A 20,445-nucleotide genomic window follows, 5' to 3' on the forward strand; every position below is an offset into this window, starting at 1 on the left:
TAGTAGTGCGGTGATGCCTAGTTCAGGATGGTGAACTTGCCGTCCTTGACAATCTGCACGAGTGCGTCGTGCACGGCGTCGCGGTTCTTATTCAGGCTCACGTCGCCCAGAACAGTCGGCACGTTCTTGATTCCGCCGAGACCCGTCTTGATGGCCTCACGCTCGGCCGAGCATTCGGAGCGAACGGCGTGGTCGATGATCTGCATGCCGGCGTATGCCTGGGCGGAGAACTGGTCGGGAGCAGCATCGTAAGCGGCCGTGTAGTCCGCAATGAACTTCACGTTCTGCTCGTTGTCGGATGCCGAGTTCCACGCGGCCCCCACGATAACGCCCTCAGCTGCTTTGCCGGCACCGGCGAGCAGGGCGGGTGAGTTGAAACCATTTCCGCCGATGATCGGTGTGTCAATACCAATTTCGCGGGCCTGGCTCACGAGCGGCACGGCCGCATCGATGAGGCCCGAGACCACGATGGCGTCGGCGTCGGACTGCTTGGCCTTGTTCAGCAGGGCGCGAAAGTCGGTGTCCGACTTGGAGAAGGTGAGGGTGTCGGCCACTTCGACGTTCTGGTCCTTGAGCGCCGCGGCGAAGGCCTGGTAGCCGGACTCGGTGAAGGCGTCATCGTTGCTGTACATGACGACAACCTTTTTGACGCCGAGCTTGTCGACGGCGGCCTTGACGGTCTGTGGGATGACGGCATCTTCGGTGAGGGAATTGCGGAAGATGTAATCGCCGATTTCGGTGATGCCGGCCGCCGTGTTCGATACACCGAGCACGGGGACCTGGGCGTCCTGCGCGATCGGGTCGGTCTGCTTGGCGGTGTTGGACAGGGTCGGGCCGATGATGATACTGGCGCCGGAAGCGACGAAGGTGTCGAAGACCTGGATGGCCTGTTTCGGGTCGGTTGCGTCGTCTTCGACGGTGAGTTCGTAGGTGACCCCGCCGACCTTGTTCAGGTCATCGACCGCGAGTTCCAGGGCGTTCTTCTGGCCGGCGCCGTACTGTGCCGCGGCACCGGTGAGGCTGAAGGCTGCTGCGATCGGAACGGTAGAGTCGATGACGCAGTCCGCTCCCGTCCCGGTTCCAGTCTTACCGCCGTCGGCGGTCGAATCCGTTCCGGTAGCAGTGCTGCAACCCGTGATGGCGAGCAGTAGAGCTGAACCGCATACGGCGGCAGAGAGCAGTTTTCTTCGCATTAATGGACCTCCTTGGCCAAGGCGAGCGGTGGTGCCACTTGATGTCCAAGCGGGGTTCCGTCGTTAGAGCCTATCGCTCCACCTCAACCACGGCCGAGGGCTGGCTGAACGAAGACCACGCCGAGGCTGCCGAACCGGGAATCAAATGACACGACGGTGGCGCGCTGCTTGGCCGGGATCCTGTCGTTGAAGTAGGCCTACCGCACCGGCCCGGCGACCACCCCGGTCGGAATCTTAAAGATCACCGTGCCCGCCGTGAAGAACGCGTTCGCGGCGACGACGTCGACGTTCGAGAGCTCCGCGTCGAGCAGAAAGAGCGAGTTGATGCCCCGACAAATGAGGCCGCGAGCGCATCGCCGAGAAAGAGCGTCGGGTGCACCGCTTTACGCGCCGCACCGCCCGGCTCAGTTCCGGGGCCAGCTCACGACGGTGGCGCCGGCGTCACGGAGGCCCGCCGTGAAGGCCACGTGCACGAGGTGACCATCGACCGTCTCTCCGCCAAATTCGAGATCGGGGGCCGCGCATCCGTTCTCGATGACCGTCGCGCTGCGCCCGCTGTCGAGCACGGCTCGCACGGTAGCATCCACACACATGCTCGTCATCATGCCGACCACAACCAGGTCGTCGATGTCGTTCTCATCGAGAACAGCCTGCAGTTTCGTGCCCACGTAGGAGTTGGGCCTGGTTTTCGTAATAACGATTTCAGACGTGCGGGGCGCCACCAATGAGTGAATTTCGGCACCCGGTGTGCCCTCGACCAGAAACCCGTCGGCGGATGGTTGCGCCACGTGCTGCACGTGCCCCACCCAGTCGCCCTTGCTGCGCGCATCGGCGAGTACCGCCTGGGCCACGTGGGCCGCGGCCTCAGCTCCGACCAGCGGGTAAGCGCCGCCGACAAAATAGTCCTGCTGAATATCGATGAGAAGTACGCCACGAGCCATTCTCAACCTCCACTGCTTTTACGCCCCCGGCTGGCGGCTACTGACCACAGTCTGGCCCAATTCTTGCCGCCAGAGGCCCTTTGCGCGCAGGAGGCACCGCGTCCCACCATTCCAGCACGCGGGTGCCGTAGAACGTGAGCCATGTCGACGGCTCCCCGGCCGCAACGTCTACCTCAAACCACACCCGCCCGGGGTGGCGGCGGTCCTGCAGCCAGGTGCCGTCGGGCTGGCGGGCGGCACGGATTACATCAATCGCCTCAGCGAGCCGAGGATCGGGAGCGATGCCGTCGTATAGGGCCGCCGCTCGACAGGCGGTACATCAGCCGACGCTCCAACAGGTATTCTTCTCCAGCATGACGAGCTGCACGCAGCTCGTCTGTGCCGCCGGTTGCTGTTTCGAAGTACAGCAACGCCTTTAACGAGTTGAGCGTGGAGTGAAACGACGAGCGAATCGAGCCCTCCACCCATTCGCAGTTCCAGCCGCCATCGGCCAGTCGGTGCTCAACGAACCGCTGAGCGATGCTTGAGACATCCGCCCCGAGCCACACTCCGTTAGCCAGCGTGAAGGCGTTGATGCAACAGTCAACCTCGCCGCCCCAATACGGCAGGTCTTCGTATTCCCAGCGGCTGTTCGCAGCGAGCCGCTCGGCCGTGCCGCGCAGCGCTGCGGCATCAACGCCGAATTCCCGCAGGTCGACGAGTGCCCAGGTCGTTGCCGTGTAGGGCTGCCCGGCATCGGCCGCAGCCTCGGGGCCAGTGAAGTCAAAGCCCCCGGGAAAGTAGGCGCCGCCCGCCCACTGCCCGTCGTCATCCTGCAGGGCCAACAGTCTGGCTCCGAAACCCTCCGTGTTCACGCGCGCTCGGGTCACCTCCCAGGTCTCGGGCGGCGCACCAACGAGGTCACGCTCAACCCGCCAGCGTAGCGACGGGTCGGAGTCGAGCATCCACTCGATCAGTGCCGCCGAAAACGCCAGACCATGCACGAGTGCGAATTAGCCGATGATCGAGGCACCCGGGTGACTTCTGCCGTGCTGACCATATATGATTCAACAAATGATAATAGAACACCACGTTCTATTATAGAACACGCAGCGGCGCGGGCGTTCGACTCGCCACACGATTACGAGACCACACAGAGAAGTGAGGAAGCCGTGCAGTTTCACCACCACGGATATGTGTCCACCGATCCCCGCAGTCAAGACGCGGCCGGAGTCGGTATTGATCGCCCCGACGAACTGCCCGACAACGTCGACGTTCTCATCGTGGGAACCGGCCCCGCCGGCATGATCACCGCCGCCCAGCTCTCCCAGTTTGCGGGCATTACCACCCGCATTGTGGAGCGCCGTGGCGAGCGCCTCGCGATCGGTCAGGCCGACGGCATTCAGGCCCGCAGCGTCGAGACCTTTCAAGCCTTCGGTTTCGCGGAGCGCATCATCGCCGAGGCCTACCGCATCACCGAGATGGCGTTCTGGAAGCCCGACCGCACGAACCCGGCCAACATCATCCGCACCGCTCGTGCCATTGACGACCCCACCGGTATCAGCGAGTTTCCGCACCTCATCGTCAACCAGGCGCGCGTGTTGGACTACTTCGCCGAGGTCATGGAGAATTCTCCCACCCGAATGACGCCGGACTTCGGCTTTGAGCTGGTCAGCCTGATCAACACCAATGAGGGCGAGTACCCCGTCACCGTGACCCTCGCGCACACCGGCGGCGAACTCGCTGGCCAGGAGCGCATCGTGCACGCCAAATATGTGGTCGGCGCCGACGGAGCTCGAAGTGCCGTACGCGATTCCATCGGCTGCACCCTTGCCGGCGACGCCGCCCTCCACGCCTGGGGTGTCATGGACGTGCTTGCCGTCACCGACTTTCCCGACATTCGCACCAAGTGCGCCATCCAGTCGAGCACCGGCGGCAGCATTTTGCACATTCCACGTGAAGGCGGCTACCTGTTTCGCATGTACGTCGACCTCGGCGAGGTGGCTGCCGACGACAACGGTGCCGTGCGCAAGACGACGATCGACGAGATCATCGTGAAAGCGAACGAGATTCTGCACCCCTATACACTCGACGTGAAAGACGTGGCCTGGCACAGCGTGTATGAGGTTGCCCACCGTCTCACCGACCGTTTTGACGATCTACTCCCGGAGGAAGTCGGCATCCGCTCGCCGCGTGTCTTCATCACCGGTGACGCCTGCCACACGCACAGTGCCAAGGCCGGCCAGGGAATGAACGTCTCGATGCAGGACGGCTTCAACCTGGGTTGGAAGCTCGCCTACGTGCTTGACAGGCGCAGCCCCGAAAGCCTGCTCAGCACGTATTCCGCCGAGCGCCAGGTGATCGCGAAGAACCTCATTGACTTCGACAGGGAGTGGTCGACCCTCATGGCGGCCAAGCCGGAGGACCTGAAGGTGCCTCTCGAGGACTTTTACACGCAGACGGCCGAGTTTCCGGCCGGCTTCATGACCCAGTACCCGCCGTCAATGTTGGTCGGCGAGGCCACCCACCAGTCGCTCGCCACCGGGTTCCCCATCGGCAAGCGTTTCAAGTCCGCCCCGGTCGTGCGGGTCGCCGACGCCAACCCGGTACAGCTCGGCCACCACCACCGCGCCGACGGCCGCTGGCGCATTTATGCGTTCGCCGGCGCGAACAGTGCCGCGCTGAGCGCGTGGGCAGAGTGGATGCGCACCGCCCCCGATTCGCCGCTGCTCATGCACACCTCGGCGGGCACGGACATCGACAGCGTCTTCGATATAAAGGTGATCTATCAGCAGGCACACACCGAGGTGGATCTCGGCCAGGTTGACGAGGCGTTCCTGCCCCGAACCGGCCCGTTTGAGTTGATCGACTACGAGAAGGTGTACGCGGCTGATCCCGAAGACGACATCTTCGAGCAGCGCGGCATCAGCCGGGATGGCGCCGTCGTAGTGGTACGGCCCGACCAGTACGTAGCGCACGTTGTGCCGTTGACCGCCACCGACGACCTCGCCGCGTACTTTCGGCAGATGCTGCTGACGCGTTAGGCGCGGCTGCTAGTCGGCCGAAGGCCGCTGCCGGTTGCGTTTCGTGTCGGAGCGCTGCTGTTTCGCCGCCAGGTGCCGCCGTGCCGAGCCCCGCGTGGGCTTGGTGCGGCGGCGCTTGGCCGGTTCCGGGGCCAGCCCCTCTGTCACCAGCTCGGCGAGCTTACGCAGGGCAATCTCCCGGTTGCGCAGTTGGGAACGCTGCTCGGAGGCGGCTACGGTGACCACCCCGAGAACGAGACGGTGTTCGAGTCTGGTGAAAAGCAGCATCCGCTCGTCGTCGGAGAGCACCGTCGATTCGGTGATGTTCCAGAACAACTCGACCCGGCTGTCGGAGGTGTTGACGTGCTGGCCGCCGGGGCCCGACGAGCGGGAGAATCGCCAGCCGAGTTCGCGCTCAGGAATGATGAGCGCCGGCGACACCTCAAGATCCATGTTCTTAGCGTGACACAGGTTGAGCCGGGCTAGGCGAGCAACATTACCGAGTCACCGCGGCTGACCAACCCGGGCTGAATGACCTGGGCGTAGACGCCGAAGGGAATATCTTGGCCGGTGAGCCTCGAACGGGCGAGGGTCTTCAGCAATTTCGTGCCGCGAGCGCCCGTGTCAGGGTCACTGTCAATGACAGCGCAGCGCGGGATGCCCACCCCCACGAGCAGCCGCGCGCTCCCCATCTCGATTTCGTGGCCAGCCCAGGCATCTTCCACATAGGCAGCCGCGTCGCCGGTGTCGATTGTGAACGTGGCCCGAAAGCGGCGAGCGTCGATGGCTATACCCGACTCCTCGGCGACCCGGTGAAGCGAACTCGTCGTGACGATGGTGACGGTATCGCCGTAGACAACGCCGCCCGGGGTATCGATCTGAGCCAGAGCAACGTCTCGCCCGAGTAGACGGGAGAACTCACGGGCCCACGGACCGTCGACCACGCTCATGGATACCTCGCGTTCCCAATATTCCAACGTCAGAGCGTCACCGTTCTGCTTCGGCGTGGCGGACACCGCGTGCCCGCCGATGTCGACCGCCAGCACCTCGCCATCCCAACGTGCTTCGCAGCTGACCAACAGGGGATTCTCGACGGTTCTTAGTACGCGGCCAGCATCAAGGTCAATGACCGCGAACAATCGGTCACCGGCCGGGCCGCTCGCTTCGAGCAGTACTCTGCTCGGCACCGTGTGTCGGCCGCCCTTCAGCACCGACAGGCCAATGTCCCGAATCTGCATAGTGTGACCACACTATCGGCGAGCCGGGGGCTTCGTGGTGAGTGTCAAGCCGCTAACGTCAGCGCAGGCGTCGAGCCCGCAAAATGACATTACTGGCGTGGTGCGATTCGGCACCGGTTGCCCGCGTGTGCTCCATGCCTCAAGCATCCGTCTTTCCCGAGCCAGCGACAAATGCCGTGAGCGCCCGCTCACTTGTCGCGTGGACGATCCAGGTGCAGCGCGCCCTTCACCCGGGAGAGGCCCTCGGCGGCGAGCGCCTCGGCGGAATCGCGGATGATACCGAATTCGTTTGGGTCGCCCTTCAGTAACGCCTTGGCCACGTTGACCGCATACTCCCTGGTGATGTGCGGCGGCAGGGGCGGAACGGTCTTGCTCACATAGGCGTCGATCAGTGTCACGCCGGGGTGGGCGAACGCTTCGTCCAGGGCCGCGCCCACGGCATCGTCCGTACGCAGCCTGATCCCCTTGAAACCGAGCAGTTCGGCCAAGCCGGCGTAGTCGACCGTTTCAACGTCTTGTGACTTCGGCCACATCGGGTTGCCGTCTTCAGTGCGCATCTCCCAGGACACCTGGGCGAGATCGTCATTGTGCATCACGACGATGATAAAGCGCGGATTACTCCAGCCGTGCAGGTACTTTTTGATCGTAATGAGCTCGTTCATTCCGAGCATCTGAAATGCCCCGTCGCGGATCGTGCAGACGACGGTGCGACCCGGGTAGGCGAACTTCGCGGCCACCGCATACGGCATGGCGGCCAGCATCGTGGCCAGTCGACCCGACAAGTCCCCCAGCATGCCCCGGCGCAGGCGAATGTGGTGACCATACCAATCGGCGGTGGTGCCGGCATCCGCTGTGACAATGGCACCGCTCGGCAACCGCTTGTTGAGTTCATGAAAGACCCAACGGGGGTTGGCCCCCGACTCGAAGGTCAGCATGGCCTGACCTTCCATCTCGCGTTCCCAACCGCGCATCTCCTTGGCAACATCGGTTTGCCAAGTTAGATCAGTTTTCTGCACGAGCAGGGGAAGCAGCGCGGCGAGAGTGGCCTTCGCGTCACCCCACAGGTTCACTTCGGTGGGGTACCGAAGTCCGAGTTGCTCCGGTCTGAGGTCAATCTGCACAGCGCGGGCCTGGCCCGTCTCGGGCAGAAACTCGCCGTAGGGATAGTTCGTTCCGATGAGCACGAGGGTGTCGCATCGATTCACCTGGTGCAGGCTCGGCAACGAGCCCAGCAGACCGAGTTGCTGCGTGTGATGGGGCACCTCCGAGGGCACGACGTCTTTTCCGCGAAGCGCGGTGATAATGCCAGCCCCGGCGATGTCGGCCGCACGAAGCACCTCGTCGGTGGCGCCCCGAGCGCCTGCGCCCACGAGAAGGGTGACTTTCTGCCCTGCGTTGATAATCTCGGCCGCTCTCGCGAGTTCCTGCGTCGGCGGCACGATCGCGGTCGAGGGCGCTTCCATGCTCGACCGCGACACCCCATGCGCCCGGGGAGGGTCAACGGCAGGCATGCCTTGAACGTCGTGCGGCAGCACAATGACGGTGGGCTGCAAGCGGGTGATCGCAATGCGAAAGGCGGTATCAACGACCGCCTGCGCCTGCTCGGGCGACACGATGGTCTGCACATAGGCGGCAACGTCGGAGAAGGCTCGTTCGAGGTTGTTCTCCTGCTGGTTGAACGTTCCCAGCGAAGCGAGGCCCTGCTGCCCCACGATGGCCACGACGGGTTGGTTGTCCATTTTGGCGTCGTAGAGTCCGTTGATCAGGTGGAACGCACCCGGGCTTGACGTCGCCACGCACACACCCACCTCGCCGGTGAATTTCGCGTGGGCCGTCGCCATCAAAGAGCAGATCTCCTCGTGGGTGGGCCGAATGTACTCGAGGCCGTCACCGGCGGCATCCGCCCGGCCGAGCGCCCCGTCGAATTCGCCTATGCCATCACCGGGAAACCCGAAGACTCGAGTGACTCCCCAGTCTTTCAACCGCTGAATTACGAAGTCGCTCACGTTCGTCTTGGCCATCAGCCATCCCTTTCATCGTTTCGCTACGGGGTGAATCTACCCAGAACGACGTTGCTCGGAAGGCAGCGGGTGCAAATGTTCACGACCTATGCCGCTGCGATAGCGAACAGTCCCCCGATTCCCACGACATAGAGCACCAGCACAACGAGGGAATCGATTCCCATCCCGGCGATGCGTCGTTTCGGTCGAAAGATGAGACCAACGGTGTACACGAGGGTGAGAAGCATGGCCAACGCAGTGAGATAGATATCGCTGGCCGTGGCCTGCGGCAAGACGGCGGCGCCGGAGATCATGGTGGCGACCAGAAATAGCATGGGCAGAAACGCATTTCCGCCGAGAATGTCGCTCACCGCGAGGTTGTCATCGCCCTGTTTCACCGCCTGTAGGCCCGTCGAAATCTCCGGCAGAGATGTCGCCAAAGCGAGTACCGTCGCGCCGAACAGCACTCCCGAAAGACCGATTTGAGTGGATGCTGCCTCTCCCGCTCTCTCCAGCACCACACCCGCGACCAGGGTCGCCGCGGCCGACACGGCGAACACAATGGCCGCTCGGCGCACGCTCATCTTCTTTTCTGGGGTGTGTCGGCGGTGTCCCGACACGTGCGGCGACGCATCCGGAGCCTTACCGCTTTCGTGCCATGGCAAGCCCTTGCCAGCTCGCTGAATGAGAAAAAGTCCGACGATCCACAATGCTGCGATCATCAGCACATCGGGAGTGAGCCGAGCGAAAACGAGGGTCGACGGTAATTGGCTCCCGGCGATGACCGCCGCCAGAACGGCAACAACGACGAGTGTTTCCAGTACCAGCGTCAGCGAGGTGGCCCGATAGGTCAGGGGTTTCACTCCCTGTCCCCGCTTACCGAAGAAGTCCAAAACAGCCAGGACCACGGTTTGTAGGGCAATGCCACCCAGAATATTACCCACTGCGATGTCGAGATTGCCCGAGAGCGCGGCGCTGACAGTGATGGCAATCTCGGGAAGATTTGTTGCAACGGCCAGCACGATGAGACCACCAAAAGCGCTGCCGAGATGCAGTCGCGCATCGAGCACATCCGTTGTCTTTGACAGTTGGACGCCGGCCACCCAAATCACGAAGGCACCAGCGATGAAGATGACGGCGAGCAGCCAGAGCGGCCAGGACGACATATCGTGCTCCACTTCGAGTGCCTCAACGTTTGAGATCACTTTAGAGTGGGTGGACCGCTGAACGGGTCACCAAAGTCGGCGAGCACAGCAATCATGGCTACAATCGCCACAGGCCGCACCGGCTGAGCCATCCACGGATTTCGCGGCGCTTCCCGCGCGACGCGGCGGCAGCCCAGGCAAGGCGGCATCTCAGTGCCCGACGAGGAGGTCATGTGGCCAATCGACTGCTCGAATTGGCTGGCGGCCGCAAGGTCGGCGTCACGGGTTTCGGAGATCCACGATCGTTGCGGCTTGTCGTGTTCTGCCACCCCACCCCGGGCGCCGGTGGTTTCGATCCTGATCCCATCGTTACCGCCCAGGGCGGCGTTCACCTGCTCAGCTTCGATCGGCCTGGCTACGGGGCCTCCGAGCCGCTCGGCGCCCATGAACCCGCCTCGTTCGAGGAACGCGCCGATGATATCGCAGCGTTCATCAACGATTCCGAGCAGAGCGCCCGTTCGATTGCGCACACTCGCTTTGGCCTCATCGGCGTTGTCGGTTGGCAGACGGGCGGTCTCGTCGCCATTGCCCTGGCAGCCCGGCACCCCGACCTCGTGGACCGGGTCGCGCTCATCGACACGCCCGCGCCACCGTTTGCGCCGCCCATACTCAGCTCCTTGCCCTTCACCCTGGATTACCTAGGAATCGACCCCACCGACCCCGCACTGAATCGCCCGGGGCTGCGCAACCGATTAGACCGCATGCTCGACGAAGCAGCGGTGCAGGGCAGCGCCGGATTCGACACCGACCAAAGTTCCCTCAGCGACCCGAAGGAGCTCAAGAAAGCGCGGGCGTCAACGAAGCTGATCTATGGCGAAGACCACCCGTTGATCTCATCGGCTGATGCGCTGTGGTTTCAATCCCACCTGCCCAACGCGACGACTGTGCGGGTGCAGAACGGTCGATCACTGAGCATCGCCACCCAGTGGGATCGCATTCTTGAGCACGTCGCGCCGCACCCGGCCGAGGCCGAAGAGTAGACACGGGTCACTGCTGGGCGGCTCGGGCGCGATCCTGCCAAACCAGGCTGCGGTCGCGCGTTCCCCGTTACCTTGTTCGTATCCCCGGATGGAGTGATCATCGGGGGACGTTGGCCCGTCGGGTCCGGCATGATTATTGCCCCCAGTCGTTGATGATCCGGGGGGTGTTGTCACCGGGCCGGATTGGTATCAGGTGATCGCTAATAGGGGCCGGAATCTCAATCCGGCCAACAATAGCCGAGGCGAACATTGGATCGGTCGGGGCGAGCACCGCTGCCACGAGCAGCACGATGTCAAAGCTGAGGATCACCGGTGCACCCTTTCGGAGAGCGCTGCGCAGACAGACCGGCGGTTACCCGCAAGGCAGGCGCCCTCCGCTGCATCCGCTCTACCAATGGCTGGGCGGCGGCTTGTCATCGGCTCGCTGCGGCTGAATCATCGTCACCGCTCATGGCACCCTCTTCGCGCACGTTGACACCCAGAACGGAGTGTCGGCAAATCAGAAATCAGGTGACTCGGCCTTGCCTCTGAACGACTCTGTGGAAAAATGCCGGAACAGACCACGATCCTGGAGGACACATGATCCATCGCAACACTGTCGTTAGAAGCCTGCACGATATCGGGCTGGCCGCCTGGTTTGGCGGATCGCTCATGGGAGCCGTCGGGCTGAACGGCGCAGCGGCCAAAGCAAAATCCCCTGCCGAACGACTTCGGCTGTCGTCGATCGGCTGGGCCAGGTGGGCGCCCGTGCAATTGGCTGCACTTGCCGCTCACGGCATCGGGGGTCTCGGTCTCATCAAGGGCAACAAGATGCGCCTGATCGGGCAAGAAGAGAGCAGAACCAACACGACCATTAAGACCGGCGTGACACTCGTTGCCCTCGCAACCACCGCGTATTCCGGAATTCTCGGCAAGAGAATCAGTGATCACCAAGGTGAACCGACGGAGGGTGTGACCGAGCCGGCCGAGGAAAGCTCCGACGCGCTCGCATCCGCTCAACGCCAGCAGCGCATTTTTCAGTGGCTCACGCCCGCACTCACACTCGTGCTGATCGTGCTCGCCGCGCAGCAGGGGGAACAGCAGCGGCCGATCAAGGGCCTGTTTCAAACGACCTTGAAGAGTTTGCGAAAGTAAGGCGGATGTCTGCGCCCGCCACGAGTCCGCAAAATCGGCTCGTGGCGTGGTTGCGGGCTGTACTGGCCTCGCGCGAGAGCGTGCGTGAGGTAAGCACGTTCGAAGAGCTGTCATTTATGGACGTGATCAGACCAGCTCTTCTGATCGCTCCCACAGCTGGCGAGCCAGGTTGGCGTCGTTCATATCCGCATTGATTTTCTTCGCGACCTTTTTCGATTCGTAATACTCGCCGGCTTCGAACGTCGATCGGGCAACGCCCTCGGCAAGCCAAACCAACTGGTCGGCGCCCTTATCGGGTGTGATGGTTAGCAGTCGCTTCAGCGGCCCGTGGTACAAACGGCGCATGGGATGGGTGGTGTCGCTGGCGAAGCTGGTTCCGACCAGACCTGGGTGGAATGAGACGGCTGCAATGCCTTGGTCTGCGTAGCGACGCTGCAGCTCTTTGGTGAACAGAATGTTCGCCAGTTTGGCGTTTCCGTAGGCTGTTTGTGGTGCATAATCGCGGGCGTTCTGCAGGTCGTCAATGTTGAACTTGCCAAAGAAGCGCGCCGCCACGCTCGCCGTTTGAATCACGGTCGCTTGGCCCGCCACGAGGCTCGGCAGCAACAGGGTGGTCAAAAGAAACGGAGCGAGATGGTTGACCTGAAAGGTCATCTCGTTGCCGTCAATGGTCACGGTGCGTGCGCCCATGATTCCGCCGGCGTTATTGGCGAGCACGTCGATCAACGGATATGTAGCGAGCAGTTCCTCGGCCAAGTGGCGCACCTGCGACAAGTCCGCGAAATCTGCCAGGTAGTACTGCGCCCCAATGTGGTGCGCAATATCGGCCGTTTTACTTTTCGACCGGCCCACAACAACAACGCGGTGGCCGTGGTCAGAGAGCCGGCGGGCGGCGGCGGCTCCAATACCGTCGCTGGCACCGGTGATGATGATGGTCTTGATCATGGTTGTTCCTTAGGGTCTTGAGCCGAGCTGAAGCGTACAACACGAACTACGGCGAACCCCTACGGGCAGAAACGGATGCCGTGGGCGGCTCATTGAGCGCCGCCTCGCGATCTGTGGAATGCGCACGGTGTCGCCGACGTCCGACCTGCAGACGTCCGACCTAAGGATGTCGTGCCCCAGCCCGGTTTTCTCCGCCACCCAACTACGTATTGGACGTTCTCATCACCCTCACCGTTCCCGCCCTCGCCACGCCCGCGACCAACCAGCCCCTCGTTCGCACCCAAATTGGACTGCGCACGCCGGGTGCCAACGACGTTGCGATCGACATCGAATTCGCTGGTGTCTGCCACTCCGACATCCACCAGGCCCGCGACGAATGGGGCGTCGGGCTCTTCCCCGTGGCTCCCGGCCACGAGATTGCCGGCATCGTCTCCGCCGTCGGCAGCGACGTCACCCGTTACCGCGTCGGCGACCGCGTCGACGTGGGCGTGGGCGTGGGGATCCCCACCGAGCCCGACGAGATCAAAATGTTCTGGCTCGCTTCGCAGCGCCGGTCCATCGCCGGGTCAAAGATCGGCGGCATCCGCCAGACGTAGGAGATGCTCGATTGCTGCGCCGCCCACGGCATCGGCGCCGACGTGGAGATCATCTCGGTCGACCAGGGGAACGAGGCCTACGAGCGCGTCATCCTCAGCGACGCGCGCTACCGCTTCGTCATCGACCTAGCGACCTTCGCCAACGAGACCCGTTCGGCGTAACGCACGAACAGAACGGATGCCCCGGGCCGCCTTTTTTAAGGCGACCCGGGGCATCCGTTTGTTCCAGCCGGTTCATCGTTCGAGTTTCGCGTTTGGCGCGGCCAACACCGAGTTCATGGCAAGCACGCCCACGCCCAGCACGAAGGCGGGCTGGTTCCGTACTGACCGTGGACGTTTTGGCGTTCGCAGTGGAGAATGATGTCCCGCGCTTGACTGCCGGGTCTATCGAAAGGGGTTGTCATGAGCAAGGAACAGGCGATACCGGAATCGAGAGGCGTGTCGATCGAACTGCTGGCCGCAGTCGATCTTGGCTCCGAGCTTGTTGGCCTGGCCGGGCGGCAACTCCGCATGCGCAAAGTAACCATCGAACCAGGGGGCGTCTTCGGCCCGATTCACGACCACGTGGGCAGGCCGGGCACGGTCTATATTCTTCAGGGAACGATCACCGTCCACCGAAACGGCGAGTCTCAGGAGTACGGGCCCGGACCGGGCTGGCCCGAAGACAGGCACACCACGCACTGGCTCGAGAACACGGGCACGACACCGGCTGTGGAGATCTCGGTCGACATCATCGAGCAGGCCTAGACCCTGGTCATTCGCACGCTGGCCGCCGATTTCGGTTTCACCGTTCTTATCGCTTGACCCAGAAATCGCCTGAGTGACACAGTCGTGTTCCTGCGCCCACACATAAAGCGGTAAGCTCTTACAGTTGTCTTCTGCAGGTTTCGAACTTTGAAATCGCGTTGCGGAGGCGGCGGGCTGTGGCGCAGCTTGGTAGCGCACTTGACTGGGGGTCAAGGGGTCGCAGGTTCAAATCCTGTCAGCCCGACCAAAGGGCCGTTCGCGAAACTGTTCACGAAACGGCCCGGTCGGAACAAAAAGAAATCGCTCCTGAGTATTCTCAGGAGCGATTTCTGGTTTAAGCGGTGTGTTCGTGGGACTGTGTCGGCGATTCGACGACCGCGACCGTGTCTGCGGTGGTTTTTTGTGTTTTGGGGCGCGTCGGATTGTTCGCAATGCGGGGAGGCTTGCCCTCTCGGGCGGTAGTGGCGGCGTATGTGGCCGTTTAGGTTCTTCGTGGTGGTCCGCCGGTTTCGTCGCTGTCTGAGCGTTTGGGTTTGGTCGGCCGCTTTACATCGGGCGGGTAGGTGTCCGTGTAGGGGTTGTGGAATTCGCGATCGCGACGTCGGACGAGCGCGACTGGGGGCTCGCCGTTGACCTGCTTCTTGGCGTCGTCTTTGATCTTGTCGCTGATGAAGGCGGCGATTTTGCGCAGGTTGAAGTTGGTGAGCAGCATCGTGACGATGATTTGGGCGGCACCAAAGCCACGGACGCGGCGGCGGCTGGCGGATTCGATGTCTTCGGTGCCGCCGCTTTTCACCTGGTTGTTGAGGGACTCGATGCTGTTTCGGGCGTGGGTGTGAAACTTGTCCCATTCCTTAGTTCCGTACTCGAATGCTTGTGCGGTGCGGCGATTCTTGGCGGTGTCGAATGATACCGAGTGTTGAGTGCAAATCTTGTCGGCGAAGTCCGGGAGGTTTTCTTCCTCGACTCCTTTCAGAACTTTCCGGGTCTTGAGGAGCTCGCGGAGAGGGCAGGTCACTGTGGGGCTGGGGCCGAGTGCGGGGCAGCGCAGCACGGTGCGGCCTTTGGCATCAGGTTTTTCCTTGACATGAAGTTTGAATGCGGTTCAGCCTGCGATACGTGCTCGGTATGTTTCGGTGTCGATGACGGCGCCTAAGAGGTCCTTGGTGGCGTTCTGCAGGGGTGCGGGAGTTGCGGGACAGTAGGTGCCGCCTTCGATGTAGAGGGCGCCGTGGTCGCCGCCCTAATGCCCGAGACGGTCGGTACGGTAGTCCGTGGACGGCGTGAACCCTAAGTTGAAGGCGGGCTCGTGGAGGCGTTCGGCGAGTGAGTTGGCCCAGTATTGCTTGTCTGCGTCGCCGACCCCGGCTTCCAGACCAAGGGCTAAGCCTCGATGCACCGACCCGCTGGGCCTGGGCGCCGGTTTCGGATTTTGAGCGCGGTCGCTCGTTATGGCGTGTTTGATCGGTGGGCCTCGCTGCCCAGCAGTTCCACGTGTTGTCCAAGTCGTGCCGGTTTTCGGCGGATGGTCAGAGGGCGGCTATTCCAGGGGGTCCGAAGTTGTGATTGAAGAGGTGGGTCCAGCCTGTTTCCCACGGCCATTTTCGGGTAAGTGCAGGGTGATGCGGCGGGCGGACGATGCGATGCGTGCCGGAATTTGGACGAGTTTGCGTCTGATGGTGGCGGTCGTGGCGCGGGCCAGACCCGTCCCGGCGACGGTCGCAGCAGCGCGAGTGAGGTTGAAGGCGATGACCGCCAAGACCAACCAGGCCGCGTTGGCGGTGAATACACCCGAGGGCAGGTGGGCCAACGCACTGCTTTTCAAATCGGAGTTGACGAGTTCAATCACGGCGTGAGCGCGGTGCGTTTTATCCGCCTCAACGGTGTTCAGGGTACTGGTGGTGAAGAACGCGTGAAACCGGTGCAGGTCGAAGAAAGTGAGCTGGCCAGCGTCGGCTTTCTTGTTCAATTCTGGGATGCGCCGCACGACCAGTCGCCCGGTGATGCCGTTGTTCCGTGAGAGGAACGCGGTGTAGGGGACCTCGGCGACTTCGGCGTCGGAGATCCAGGTTTGGGAGGTTTCGTCGAAGATCGCGTCGGTGTATTTGATCGGTGTCCACGCGGTTTCAGGGATCCTTGCGATCGCTTTCTTCACGGCGGAATCGTGTCGGGCGGTCACGGACACGTCGGCTCCGCGTTTGAGGGCGGCGTGGATGGCGTCGTAAATATAGAACGCAGAATCGGCTCGAAACAGGACCGGGACGGCACTCATCTCGGGGAGGCGACGGAGGGCGGCGAGGGCGTCTTGGATGAGGCGGTCGGCACCGCGCGGGGACCAGCACGGACCCCGGCGCAACCGCTGGGCCAAGATAATCGGCGCACCGGCCACTGTTTTCAGCGTCGCGATGAAGACGTTCAAGCCGCGAACTTTAGAGTATCCGTAGCCCGAGCCCTGTTTCTGATACCCGTGGACTTCAATGATCGTATCGTCCACATCCAGAAACACATACGGGTCGACGGGATTGTGAACCACGAGCGGGGTGAGGGCAGCGAGGTTGATCAGGAACCTGGACGCGACAGCATCGAGTTGACGGACGTGACCGAACGTGAAGGAGCGCAGGAACGATCCCAGTGTCGACGGCGCGTAAAGGTTGCCGAACAGTTTCCGCATACCACCATGGCGCAGGACGCCCATATCGGCGATGGAGTCCGCCCCGGCGACCATGCCGCCCACCAGAGACGCGACCTTCAAACCGGCGTGGGCTCCTTTGTCCGTTGGGACGCTTAACCATTTGTCGCCGAGCTTTCGCAGGCCTGCCTTCTCGGCCAATTTCATCACCGGAACCAGCCCGGCAACAGACACGAGATTTCTGTCATCGAATGAAGCAGTGATGGCGCGGGCGGTGTGCCAAACTTGCATCTACGAGATGCTCCTCTTTTTGGTTAATGTGAACTCTAGATAAGTCCCATTTTACCTGATCAGAAGGGCATTCTCGGTTTAACGCGCCGCTGCCATCTCAGCCCGATCGGTGCATCGAGGCTAAGGCGCCCATTACAAATTTCGGCCGACCGAGTCGTGCCGGCATCACTTGCCAGGTGTCGGTTCAGCTTCAATACGGCTGGCTTGAGGGCTGCCTCCGAGCGTGGGTACACCTGAAGCTTCCGACTTGCCCTGATGGCCGTAGTCACGCACACTGTGAACGTCGCAATACGATCTGTAGTGGAGGATCGAATGAGAATCAGTTTCAAGCGTAGTGCGAGCATGGTTGGTGCCCTTTCAGCTGGGGTCGCGTTGACCGTGCTGATGTCGGGTTGTGCCTCGGCTGCATCCTTTCGTTCCCCTGTGTTGACGCCGGTCAAAAAAAGGGCCGAACGATACAGGTCCACTCCACCTGTGCGGTCGGCTCGCGCCAGAATCCGGTGGACTTTCGATTCGGTGGCAGCACCATCAATGGCGTCGCCACGCCGGGAGAGTTCGGGTGGTCGCGTCTGTACATCGCCAACGGCGAGTTCCACTTCGACACTGGGCTTAACACCGCGCTCGCGCTTCCGGCGGAGGAGACCGAGCGACGTTGGGAGGCGACAAACCCTGAATGGCCGATCAATCAAGCCGTGTTGCACGGTGCCACTCGCGACCAGTTCATTGCCCGGCACAAAGCCAACCATTTCCAAGTCGCGCACACGCCTGATGCCGAGTCGGCCGATCACGCCCGACCGCCTCGGAGCGACCGTGCACGTCGTCGGCGACGTCGCGATCTAGGCGACCAGTGAACTCCACCGGGCTGATATTCGGCCTCGACATCGGAACCTCGAGCACCAAGGGCGTGCTCGTCGACGTCGCTGGACGTATCGTTGCGACAGCCACACGATCACACGAGCCGAGCCGTCCACACCCGGGCCATGTCGAAATGGATGCCGATATCTGGTGGCGGGAATTCGCTGAGATTGCGCGAGAACTGACTGCGACGGCATCCGCTCCCATTCTCGCTGTCGGCGTGAGCGGCATGGGACCATGCGTGCTGATCACCGACGACGAGTTTAAACCTCTACGCCCGGCAATTCTGTACGGCGTGGATACGAGGGCCAGCGAACAGATAGAGCACTGGAACGCGACCCTCGGTGCCGAGACAATTCTGCAGCGCTGTGGTTCGATGCTGTCCAGCCAGGCCGCCGGCCCCAAGCTAGCTTGGATTGCCGAACATGAACCGCAAGTCTGGGCGCGTGCTCGCCGCCTATTCATGCCGGCATCATGGCTCGCTTTCAACCTCACTGGCGCCTATGTTCTTGATCACCACTCGGCGAGCCAATCGACGCCTCTTTACGACACCGTGGCGCTTGAGTGGTACGAGCCCTGGGCTGATCAGCTGCGCGGGGCAATCGAATTGCCGCTGCTGAAGTGGCCGGGCGAGGCCGCCGGAGCTCTTACCAGTACTGCCGCAGCTGAGACCGGTCTTCCTGAGGGAATCCCGGTGATCGTCGGCACGATCGATGCGTGGACCGAGGCCGTCAGCGTGGGGGCACAACACCCGGGCGACCTCATGCTGATGTACGGAACGACACTCTTTCTCGTGAACACGAGTGCGACGCGCTGCCTACACCCCGCACTGTGGGGCACCGTCGGAGCGTTCGAGGGAACCTACAATTTCGCTGCGGGCATGGCCACCTCAGGGGCCATCACCTCGTGGCTCAAAAACCTCTTCGGTGACATCGATTACCCCATTCTTCTCAACGAGGCCGCCGCGTCACCGCCCGGCTCGAACGGGCTGCTTATGCTTCCCTATTTCGCAGGCGAGCGCACCCCTATTAACGATCCCGATGCCCGCGGAGTTATTGCGGGGCTCACTCTCAGTCATACTCGTGGCGACCTGTACCGTGCGGCGCTCGAGGCGACAGCCTTCGGTATTCGGCACAATATCGAGCAGATGCGTGCAGCCGGGGCGACGATTGACCGCATTATCGCTGTGGGCGGAGGCACCCAGGGAGGCCTGTGGACGCAGATCGTCTCGGATGTCACCGGGCTCGTGCAAGAGATCACTAAGACGTCAATCGGAGCGAGTTTCGGAGCGGCTTTTCTGGCCGCAGGCCTGGTGGCCGAGACCAGCATCGAGACGTGGAACCCTGAGTCACATCGCATCACCCCAAATCCGCTGACGGCAGAGCGCTACGACGCTCTGTTCGCCAGTTACCTGCAGCTGTACCCACAGACAAGAGCACTGGCCCACCAACTCGCCGAAGTTCAGTACACCAGCTGAGGCACTTTGCGAGGCAGCACCCGCGAATTTGGCAGGGCTTCCGGGCCATGCCGAGTAGACCGTATTCGACATGGACCACAACTGGCCATTCAAGTCGTCCCATGCACCCAACAAAAACCCAGAAACAGCGATCTCCTATTCATGGTGAGCCACACCGCCGGTCGGACTTGAACTGAACAGGCCCGTCGAGATGCTGTATTTTTTCAGAATATCCCGCTCCGTCAAGGATTTTGAATCGCGGCGACAATGTTGGCGAGTTTTGGTTGCGTCCCCTTGAGTGGTGTATTTCCCGGGGTTTGAATCGTTGGATTAACAACGAAAGAAACCATCGTGCGATGGTCAGTGAGTACCGATCAAAGAACTCACAGAAAGACACATCACACGATGGCTTTAGACCAGTCTGCCCTGCTTGCGCTCCTCGCGGAACTCAAACTCACCAACGTCACCGATCGAATCCGAACGGTGACCGAAACGCTCTACCAAGAACTCATCGATGCCGAGGCCACCGCGCACATCGGTGCCGCCCGATTCGAACGCTCCGATGACCGCACCGCGCAGCGCAACGGGACTCGACCGAGGGTCTTGACGACCACGGCCGGCGACTTAAATCTGAAGATCCCCAAGCTCCGCCAAGGGTCGTTCTTCCCCGCCCTCCTCGAGCGGCGCCGGTGCGTTGACCAGGCCCTGTTCGCCGTCGTCATGGAGGCTTACCTCCACGGCGTCTCGACCCGGAAGGTCGACGACTTAGTCAAGGCCCTCGGCGCCGATACCGGCATCTCCAAGTCCGAAGTGTCCCGGATTTGCGCGGATCTCGACGGTGAAGTGGCCACGTTCTGTGACCGTGACCTCGGCGCAACCGGCTACCCCTACGTGTTCCTCGACGCCACGTATTGCAAGGCCCGCGTCAACCACCGCGTCATCTCCCAAGCGATGGTCGTCGCCATCGGCGTTGCCGCCGACGGCCGCCGCGAAGTCCTCGGCTTCGACGTCGGCGACAGCGAAAACGAGCCCTTCTGGACCGAGTTCCTCCGGTCGCTGAAGGCCCGCGGCCTGGACGGTGTCAAACTCGTCATCTCCGACGCCCACACCGGCCTGAAGAAGGCCATCAGCACCGTGTTGAGTATTTGCGCTCGTGGGGGCCAGTGTTATTGACGTTCGGGGCCACGGGGTGATGTGGCGAGTAGCGCGTTTCGGGGCCACCGAATATTTCCG

17 protein-coding genes, 1 tRNA gene and 4 pseudogenes are annotated in these 20,445 nt (G+C 62.2%); 9 read left to right on the top strand and 13 right to left on the bottom strand.

Translation table 11 applies throughout. The annotated features are described in order from the left end of the window. Positions 1-17 precede the first annotated feature (17 nt). The 4 genes and pseudogenes from IWX77_RS08665 to IWX77_RS08675 all read right to left on the bottom strand — a co-directional run bounded on the left by IWX77_RS08665 (position 18) and on the right by IWX77_RS08675 (position 3,078). Positions 18-1,193 carry an ABC transporter substrate-binding protein gene (locus IWX77_RS08665; RefSeq protein ID WP_196844106.1) on the bottom strand — a complete coding sequence of 392 codons (1,176 nt, stop codon included), beginning with the start codon at positions 1,191-1,193 and terminating at the stop codon, positions 18-20. Between the two features lie 212 nt (positions 1,194-1,405). After that, a pseudogene (locus tag IWX77_RS17120) lies at positions 1,406-1,572 on the bottom strand (MFS transporter); the annotation flags it as partial. A gap of 25 nt (positions 1,573-1,597) precedes the next feature. Beyond that, positions 1,598-2,134, bottom strand: coding sequence for an isochorismatase family protein (locus IWX77_RS08670; RefSeq protein ID WP_196844107.1), 537 nt, complete (start codon positions 2,132-2,134; stop codon positions 1,598-1,600). A gap of 37 nt (positions 2,135-2,171) precedes the next feature. Beyond that, positions 2,172-3,078: pseudogene (locus IWX77_RS08675) on the bottom strand (squalene cyclase). Positions 3,079-3,285: 207 nt separating this feature from the next. Between IWX77_RS08675 and IWX77_RS08680 the strand changes: the two are divergent. Further along, complete coding sequence (locus IWX77_RS08680) at positions 3,286-5,157, top strand: FAD-binding monooxygenase (protein WP_196844108.1); 1,872 nt, start codon at positions 3,286-3,288, stop codon at positions 5,155-5,157. Positions 5,158-5,166: 9 nt separating this feature from the next. Here IWX77_RS08680 and arfB read toward each other — a convergent pair whose 3' ends face one another. From arfB to IWX77_RS08700, 4 genes are all read right to left on the bottom strand, one after another. Next, positions 5,167-5,589, bottom strand: coding sequence for an alternative ribosome rescue aminoacyl-tRNA hydrolase ArfB (arfB, locus tag IWX77_RS08685; RefSeq protein ID WP_196844109.1), 423 nt, complete (start codon positions 5,587-5,589; stop codon positions 5,167-5,169). 29 nt (positions 5,590-5,618) lie between these two features. After that, entirely contained in the window at positions 5,619-6,374 is a 756-nt protein-coding gene (locus tag IWX77_RS08690; protein ID WP_196844110.1) for an MOSC domain-containing protein, read from the bottom strand. Between the two features lie 188 nt (positions 6,375-6,562). Beyond that, on the bottom strand, positions 6,563-8,395 hold the full coding sequence (locus IWX77_RS08695) for a thiamine pyrophosphate-requiring protein (RefSeq protein WP_196844111.1): 1,833 nt from the start codon (positions 8,393-8,395) through the stop codon (positions 6,563-6,565). An 86-nt stretch (positions 8,396-8,481) separates the two neighbouring features. Next, positions 8,482-9,540 carry a sodium:calcium antiporter gene (locus tag IWX77_RS08700; RefSeq protein WP_196844112.1) on the bottom strand — a complete coding sequence of 353 codons (1,059 nt, stop codon included), beginning with the start codon at positions 9,538-9,540 and terminating at the stop codon, positions 8,482-8,484. A gap of 212 nt (positions 9,541-9,752) precedes the next feature. Between IWX77_RS08700 and IWX77_RS08705 the strand changes: the two genes are divergently transcribed. After that, the gene (locus tag IWX77_RS08705; protein ID WP_196844113.1) at positions 9,753-10,559 is read left to right on the top strand and encodes an alpha/beta fold hydrolase; all 807 of its coding nucleotides are present in this window, start codon (positions 9,753-9,755) and stop codon (positions 10,557-10,559) included. Between the two features lie 133 nt (positions 10,560-10,692). Here IWX77_RS08705 and IWX77_RS08710 read toward each other — a convergent pair whose 3' ends face one another. After that, positions 10,693-10,869 carry a hypothetical protein gene (locus tag IWX77_RS08710; RefSeq protein ID WP_196844114.1) on the bottom strand — a complete coding sequence of 59 codons (177 nt, stop codon included), beginning with the start codon at positions 10,867-10,869 and terminating at the stop codon, positions 10,693-10,695. 269 nt (positions 10,870-11,138) lie between these two features. On the opposite strand from IWX77_RS08710, the gene IWX77_RS08715 reads away from it, so the two are divergent. Then, positions 11,139-11,693, top strand: coding sequence for a hypothetical protein (locus IWX77_RS08715; protein ID WP_196844115.1), 555 nt, complete (start codon positions 11,139-11,141; stop codon positions 11,691-11,693). 126 nt (positions 11,694-11,819) lie between these two features. Here IWX77_RS08715 and IWX77_RS08720 read toward each other — a convergent pair whose 3' ends face one another. After that, complete coding sequence (locus IWX77_RS08720) at positions 11,820-12,638, bottom strand: SDR family NAD(P)-dependent oxidoreductase (RefSeq protein WP_196844116.1); 819 nt, start codon at positions 12,636-12,638, stop codon at positions 11,820-11,822. A gap of 209 nt (positions 12,639-12,847) precedes the next feature. Here IWX77_RS08720 and IWX77_RS17440 point away from each other — a divergent pair, with 209 nt between their 5' ends. The 4 genes from IWX77_RS17440 (at position 12,848) to IWX77_RS08735 (ending at position 14,228) form a co-directional block, all read left to right on the top strand. Next, positions 12,848-13,234 (top strand): alcohol dehydrogenase catalytic domain-containing protein, encoded by a 387-nt coding sequence (locus IWX77_RS17440; protein ID WP_442784448.1) that lies wholly within the window; start codon positions 12,848-12,850, stop codon positions 13,232-13,234. Between the two features lie 3 nt (positions 13,235-13,237). Next, positions 13,238-13,396: a hypothetical protein gene (locus tag IWX77_RS17445; RefSeq protein ID WP_442784447.1), complete on the top strand. Its 159-nt coding sequence runs from the start codon at positions 13,238-13,240 to the stop codon at positions 13,394-13,396. A gap of 240 nt (positions 13,397-13,636) precedes the next feature. Next, the gene (locus tag IWX77_RS08730; RefSeq protein WP_196844117.1) at positions 13,637-13,981 is read left to right on the top strand and encodes a cupin domain-containing protein; all 345 of its coding nucleotides are present in this window, start codon (positions 13,637-13,639) and stop codon (positions 13,979-13,981) included. A gap of 170 nt (positions 13,982-14,151) precedes the next feature. Further along, positions 14,152-14,228: transfer RNA gene (locus IWX77_RS08735), tRNA-Pro, on the top strand. A gap of 234 nt (positions 14,229-14,462) precedes the next feature. Here IWX77_RS08735 and IWX77_RS08740 read toward each other — a convergent pair. The 3 genes and pseudogenes from IWX77_RS08740 to IWX77_RS08750 all read right to left on the bottom strand — a co-directional run bounded on the left by IWX77_RS08740 (position 14,463) and on the right by IWX77_RS08750 (position 17,689). Next, entirely contained in the window at positions 14,463-14,999 is a 537-nt protein-coding gene (locus IWX77_RS08740) for a hypothetical protein (RefSeq protein ID WP_196844118.1), read from the bottom strand. A gap of 511 nt (positions 15,000-15,510) precedes the next feature. Further along, positions 15,511-16,901, bottom strand: a pseudogene (locus tag IWX77_RS08745) (IS1380 family transposase). Positions 16,902-16,960: 59 nt separating this feature from the next. Continuing rightward, the gene (locus IWX77_RS08750) at positions 16,961-17,689 is read right to left on the bottom strand and encodes a hypothetical protein (RefSeq protein ID WP_196844119.1); all 729 of its coding nucleotides are present in this window, start codon (positions 17,687-17,689) and stop codon (positions 16,961-16,963) included. Between the two features lie 59 nt (positions 17,690-17,748). Here IWX77_RS08750 and IWX77_RS08755 point away from each other — a divergent pair, with 59 nt between their 5' ends. Further along, complete coding sequence (locus IWX77_RS08755; RefSeq protein WP_327012133.1) at positions 17,749-19,233, top strand: FGGY-family carbohydrate kinase; 1,485 nt, start codon at positions 17,749-17,751, stop codon at positions 19,231-19,233. 384 nt (positions 19,234-19,617) lie between these two features. Beyond that, positions 19,618-20,343: pseudogene (locus IWX77_RS08760) on the top strand (IS256 family transposase); the annotation flags it as partial. Positions 20,344-20,445 lie beyond the last annotated feature (102 nt).

Origin of the sequence: Cryobacterium sp. CAN_C2, from assembly GCF_015751745.1 — a bacterium.
GTDB lineage: Bacteria > Actinomycetota > Actinomycetes > Actinomycetales > Microbacteriaceae > Cryobacterium.